General features: G+C 43.6%; 6 protein-coding genes. 3 read left to right on the top strand and 3 right to left on the bottom strand.

Annotated elements, in window-relative coordinates; all coding sequences use genetic code 11:
• Positions 1-62 precede the first annotated feature (62 nt).
• Positions 63-2,489, bottom strand: coding sequence for a penicillin-binding protein PBP1B (gene pbp1b / locus P7J36_RS09020; protein WP_408551902.1), 2,427 nt, complete (start codon positions 2,487-2,489; stop codon positions 63-65).
• A 146-nt stretch (positions 2,490-2,635) separates the two neighbouring features.
• Here pbp1b and tyrS point away from each other — a divergent pair, with 146 nt between their 5' ends.
• Genes tyrS through P7J36_RS09005 form a run of 3 tightly spaced genes read left to right on the top strand, consistent with a single transcriptional unit; the run spans position 2,636 to position 5,115 of the window.
• On the top strand, positions 2,636-3,892 hold the full coding sequence (gene tyrS, locus P7J36_RS09015; protein WP_408551903.1) for a tyrosine--tRNA ligase: 1,257 nt from the start codon (positions 2,636-2,638) through the stop codon (positions 3,890-3,892).
• A gap of 3 nt (positions 3,893-3,895) precedes the next feature.
• A complete protein-coding gene (locus P7J36_RS09010) occupies positions 3,896-4,678 on the top strand; it encodes a TMEM175 family protein (RefSeq protein ID WP_408551904.1) in 783 nt (260 codons plus the stop codon).
• A gap of 59 nt (positions 4,679-4,737) precedes the next feature.
• Positions 4,738-5,115: an HIT family protein gene (locus P7J36_RS09005; protein WP_408551905.1), complete on the top strand. Its 378-nt coding sequence runs from the start codon at positions 4,738-4,740 to the stop codon at positions 5,113-5,115.
• 27 nt (positions 5,116-5,142) lie between these two features.
• On the opposite strand, the gene P7J36_RS09000 is transcribed toward P7J36_RS09005, so the two are convergent.
• Together P7J36_RS09000 and P7J36_RS08995 are read right to left on the bottom strand one after the other, a co-directional pair.
• Positions 5,143-5,352, bottom strand: a complete 210-nt coding sequence (locus P7J36_RS09000) for a heavy-metal-associated domain-containing protein (RefSeq protein ID WP_408551906.1) — start codon at positions 5,350-5,352, stop codon at positions 5,143-5,145.
• 167 nt (positions 5,353-5,519) lie between these two features.
• Positions 5,520-5,969 (bottom strand): CopY/TcrY family copper transport repressor, encoded by a 450-nt coding sequence (locus P7J36_RS08995; protein ID WP_408551907.1) that lies wholly within the window; start codon positions 5,967-5,969, stop codon positions 5,520-5,522.
• Between the last annotated feature and the right edge of the window lie 31 nt (positions 5,970-6,000).

Below are 6,000 nucleotides of genomic sequence, written 5' to 3'. Positions count from 1 at the left end.
CTTACCGTGGCGATTTTTCTTTTTGTGAGTTTGAAAAGCTATGATGGGTAGGGCATAACCAACTACGGGAATGATTCATTATTCGCTTGCTCACTAGTTGCTGTTTGCGTTTCTGATGATTGGTTCGTGTTATTAGCTGAAGAACTCGTGCCAGTCCGAGTCGAACTACTTCGTTGGGTTGAGCTACTTGATGTTGGTGTTTGCGAGCCGATAATTGTATTCCAAGCCTGTGCTCGATCACTATCTGTCCCCCCAACCATGAAGTTATAACTCGTTACTGGTGCACCTTTTTTAGCCCAATAACTAGTTGTCATCGCACCGCCAACTGTTACTTGGCGCCCATTTACCTGTGTCGTCCCTGCACGTTGACCTGTAGAAGCAACGACGCTAGAAGCAATAACACTACTGTCTAATTCAAATTTTCCTGCGAACATATCCGCATTAACATTGTAAAGAGCATCAACCATATGGGCCACATATTGTGAATTATTGTGGTAGCCAGTCCAGACATACATTTCTGAGTTATCATCATTCCCAGCCCAAGTACCTAAAGTTACTCTAGGGGTTGATAGCATGAGCCACACGTCATTGACTTCATTACTTGTTCCCGTCTTACCGACGAAATCAGATGATGCTGCCTGTGGGTTTAAACCACTCAAGCGACTCTTGAATGTCGTAGTATACCCAGAGTTGACAACCTGTCTCAAAAGCTGGTTCATGATACTTGCAGTTGCTTTAGAATAGACCTGAACCGGAGCAGCTTCATGCTGATACACTACTGTTCCATCAGAGGCAGTAATACTCTCAACAATGTAATGTTTGTTATAAACGCCACCATTTGCCAAAGTTTGATAGGCATTGGTATTTGTCAACACTGAAATTTCAACACCACCGCCCAATGGTACACTTTCAATATCGTACATAGGAATATGATAATTCATTTTATCCATGTACGCTTTGGCATCTACACCTGCATTTCTCATCATCTTATAGGTCCAAAAAGCAGGAATGTTAACAGAACGGTCAATAGCCGTCTGTAAGTTCATCATACCAGTACCACGTCCTGAACCATACATAATCGGTTGTCCACTTGAGAAGTTCGTTGGATAATCGGAAAGGATGCTGGCAGAACCTATCAAACCTTGATCAATCGCAATACCGTAAGCTAACAGAGGCTTGATGGTTGACGCTGGCGAACGAAGGGTATCAAAGGCATGGTTATTTTGGTTGGTTGCATAATCGCGACCACCCACAAATCCTAAAATGGCTCCTGTGGCATTATCAATTAAGACACTACCTGTCTCGACATATTCGTTTCCATCATCCAAAACAGAGCCATAATTTGCCACAACAGACTGCATCGCCGCATAGATTCCTTGATCAACGGTACTCTTAATCGTATAGCCACCTTGACTCAATTCTTGCTTAGCCAATTCTTCATAGGAAGCCTTAGTTTCATCGTTTTTCAAGTCATTTTCAGAAACCTTATCGCGTTTTACCAGATAATCAAACATAACCTCTTGCGCTTCTTCCATGACCTCGTAGTAGAGATAATCTTTCGTATCCGCCATGACGGGAGCTGGAGCAATAAAATCTTGTTTAATATCATAAGCTTTGTAGGTTTCGTATTCTTCCTTGGTCAAGAATGACGCCCGATACATATTAAAGAGAACATCTTGATAGCGTTCAATACCGTAAACCATATCTTCATCTGATTTACGTGTTCCATCTGATGCATAGGGAGAATAAACAATCGGACTTTGCGGTAAGCCTGCAATAAAAGCAGCCTGCGGAACAGTCAAGTCTTTCGCTGGTTTACCAAAAATTCCCTGAGCCGCAGCTTCTACCCCTGCAATATTTCGTCCCTGATTATTTCGACCAAATGGAGAAACATTTAGGTAAATGGTTAAAATCTCTTCCTTGGTCATATTCCGCTCTAATGCCAAAGCCGAAACAATCTCATTAGCCTTACGCGTAAAGGTTGGAGCATCTCCGACAAGTTGCTGTTTTATCAATTGCTGCGTCAAGGTTGAACCACCGCTAGATGAACCTAGACCAACCGATCCCAGTGCCGCACGTAAAACAGCCTTAGGCACAACCCCGTTGTGGGTTTCAAATGTTTCATCCTCTGTCGCAATTACAGCCTGTTTTAGATAATTAGAGACCTCTTCCGAAGTAATGGGTACACGAAGCAAATCTGAATTAACTTCCGACACCAAGCTACCATCCGAATAGGTAACGGTGGAAATCCGACTAACTTCTGAAACCTTCGCTACCAGTTCCTCTGTTTTGGGAATCTTAACGTCATCGAAAAGACTAACCACGAAACCAATTCCTATACCCGCACCAAAAAGACCGAATAGGAAGACCAAGACTGCTACTGAATTGAATAATAATTTCAGCGTCCGAAGGAAAACTCCCACTGCATCTCCTAAGCCTAGGGCATTGATTTTCTTTTTAAAATCTTGCTTATCTGATTTAGTCGCCATATTAACTCCTTATCTTTCCATTATACCAAATTTTGTTTATTTTCCGCAATTTCGTGGTATAATAGGAGAGAATTTTTTAATGGTGAGATGCGGTTTTAGCTTGTAAAAAACTCAAAAACCAAAGCATCTTGTTGAAGGAGAAACGCATGAACATTTTTGAAGAACTAAAAGCACGTGGCTTGGTCTTTCAAACGACTGATGAAGAAGCCCTAGTAAAAGCATTAACAGAAGGGCAAGTATCCTATTATTCTGGCTACGACCCAACTGCCGACAGCCTGCATTTGGGGCATTTGGTACCAATCCTCGTCTGCCGTCACTTGCAATTAGCAGGGCACAAACCTTACGCCCTAGTTGGCGGTGCAACTGGTCTGATTGGCGACCCTTCCTTCAAGGATGCGGAGCGCAGCTTGCAGACCAAGGACACCGTGGACGGTTGGGTGACAAAAATCCAAGGTCAGCTCTCTCGCTTCTTGGATTTTGAAAATGGTGACAACAAGGCCGAAACGGTCAACAACTACGACTGGTTCTCAGGCATCAGCTTTATCGACTTCCTTCGTGATGTTGGTAAATACTACACGGTCAACTACATGATGAGCAAAGACTCTGTGAAAAAACGGATTGAAACAGGGATTTCCTACACCGAGTTTGCTTACCAAATCATGCAGGGTTATGACTTCTACGAACTCAATGACAAGCACAATGTAACCCTACAAATCGGTGGTTCTGACCAGTGGGGCAACATGACCGCTGGTACTGAATTGCTTCGTCGCAAGGCTGACAAGTCTGGTCACGTGATGACTGTTCCCCTCATTACCGACTCAACAGGTAAGAAGTTTGGTAAGTCAGAAGGCAACGCTGTTTGGCTTGATGCCGACAAGACTTCACCGTATGAAATGTACCAATTCTGGCTCAATGTCATGGACGACGATGCCGTTCGTTTCTTGAAAATCTTTACTTTCTTGTCATTAGATGAGATCGCTGAAATCGAGAAACAATTTGACGCAGCCCGTCACGAACGCCTAGCTCAGAAAATCTTGGCTAAGGAAGTCGTGACATTGGTCCACGGTGAAGAAGCCTATAATCAGGCCCTTAACATCACAGAGCAATTATTCGCTGGCAACATCAAAAACCTATCCGCAAAAGAGCTCAAGCAGGGTCTCAGCAACGTTCCAAACTACGCTGTCCAGGCTGAAGACAACCTTAACATCGTTGAACTCTTGGTTACCTCTGGTATTGTCAACTCAAAACGCCAAGCTCGTGAAGACGTAGCAAATGGTGCCATCTATGTCAACGGTGAGCGTGTGCAGGACTTGGACTACACTCTTTCTGACAGCGACAAAATCGACGGCGAGTTGACCGTTATCCGTCGTGGTAAGAAAAAATATTCTGTTTTGACTTATTAAGCGATGAAAAATACCAAGCAAAATCCTAAAAATCAAGAATTTTTGACTGATTACTTTGAGCAAATGGCTCAGGAAGCCAGTCTTTTGCATCCCGAGTTAGAGCATTTGTCCGCCGAGGAACGTCAAACATTTTTGGACCAACTCTATCGTGAGGATGAGACACGTCGTGCCAAACGCCTAAAGGAGCATCTGGAGGTGTTCTCTGATGCAGTTATTGGAATCATCATCACTCTGATGCTGCTGGAAATTCCTTTGCCGAGTGACACTGTTGATACACATCACTTTTTCACTGGTATCCTCATCTTCTTTGTATCCTTTTTCATCGTGGCGGATTTTTGGTATGACAACCACAAGATTCTGGGGCAGATTGAGCATGCAACCAGCAAAATCTTAATTGTTCAATTTAACTTCATGGTAACGCTGGCCCTCATCCCCCTCTTTACTCGGTGGATGATGGAAGGCATCACTACCACGGCTGTTATTGGTTATGGGGTCGTGACTATTGCAGTCAATCTCTGTCAATCCATTTTGAATTACTTTGTCTTACAAGAAAAGTTTGCCGGAACAACATATACAAAGCGGTTTGTTTCCATGGCACACTTGCGACAATTGGTGACTGTCGCCCTTTTCAATCTTCTTGTCATCCTATTTGCTTATTTCAATCCGACACTTGCCTTTTATTTCTATATTTTACGGCCAATTGTATCCTTCCTCGGAGCTGCCTTCTTTGAAAAGAGACGCGCACAACGTCGTGAAAAAATGGCAGTTAGAGTAAATCGCATATAATTCCCAAGGAAATCCTATTCCTATGTGATTTCCTTTTCTGCTAACCTAGGATGAAAGACATGACCTGCATTTTTTGCCACCAGCTCAAAGAAGAAGATATTCTCTACCAGACGGAACACTTCAAGGTCGTCTGGGATATTGACCCTGTCCAAACAGGGCATCTGCTGATTATCAGCAAGGAACACTATGACACGCTCAGCCAAGTCCCTCCTGCTGTTCGCTATGAGCTGTCGGACTTGGAAGTCTTTTTGACTGAAAAACTCTGTCAAGCATTGACAATTGACGGTGTAACCATGGCCTGCAACGACCGCTTGTTTGACACTGGCACCCATTTCCATGTCCACCTGATTCCACGCTTTCAATCAGATGGCTTCTGGGACCAAATTTCACTTGCACAAGTGCAACTAGATCTGAACGCCTTTCTCAAAGCATTATAAAAAGCAGCCTGACGGCTGCTTTCACGCTTATATTAACTCTTCCACTTCATAGATAGTATCATCCAGCACCTCTTGGTACCGTTCCAAGTCATAGGCCACAGAAGTTTCCACCTCCGCCAACTGCTGATCCAGCTGGATTTTCGCCTCCTCCACCCCGTCCAAGTCCAAGAGGTGATTGGTCACGTGTTTAACACAGTTTTGACACGATAAGTTTTTCAATTTCAAGGTTTGTTTCATGATTTTTCTCCTCATTCTTTCACAATAAAAATAAAAAGTAGCACAACTCTAAAGGTTTGCAAATTGAGCAAACTCTGTTCACATCCTTAAGCCAAAGATTGAACTCTGGTACTTACTCATTTTCAAGTAACACCACTCAAATTTTACACTCATTTAATCAACACACCTTATGTCGATTTTCGAAGAGGATGATGATGTCCACAGGTACATTGCCCCACCAAGCACCGACAAGCGATTTGCTCGGGTGCGGTCTTTTGTAGCTGAGAGATTTTGCTGGCTATATTTTCTAAGCTTTTTTGGGAAAATGTCCCTGTGTCTAGCAGTTTTTCAACCAGTTGCCCCTGTTTTGTGGAACATATGGTAGCTAGTAAGAGCTCCACCTGCCCCTGCAAATGTTCCTCTTCACTGATCAGCGGGTAGTAGTGGTACTTGCTAGTTTCCTTAGCCATTCTCAAATAATTTTTCTTCCGCAGCCGCCCTAAAAGTGTCTTAATGGTCGTCGCCTGCCAATCAAAGCCTTCCTGCAAAGCCTGAATAATTTCTTGAGAAGTCGCACCAGGATGGGCCCACAGAACCCGCATGACCTGCCACTCCGCAGCCGAAATCGTCTGCTCCACACATTCACCTCCCAACAATCATTTTCTAACT

The organism is Streptococcus suis (genome assembly GCF_046032115.1).
GTDB classification, from domain to species: Bacteria; Bacillota; Bacilli; order Lactobacillales; family Streptococcaceae; genus Streptococcus; species Streptococcus suis_AJ.
The sequence above is the reverse complement of the archived record's forward strand: the minus strand, read 5'-3'. Positions and strand labels throughout refer to the sequence as shown.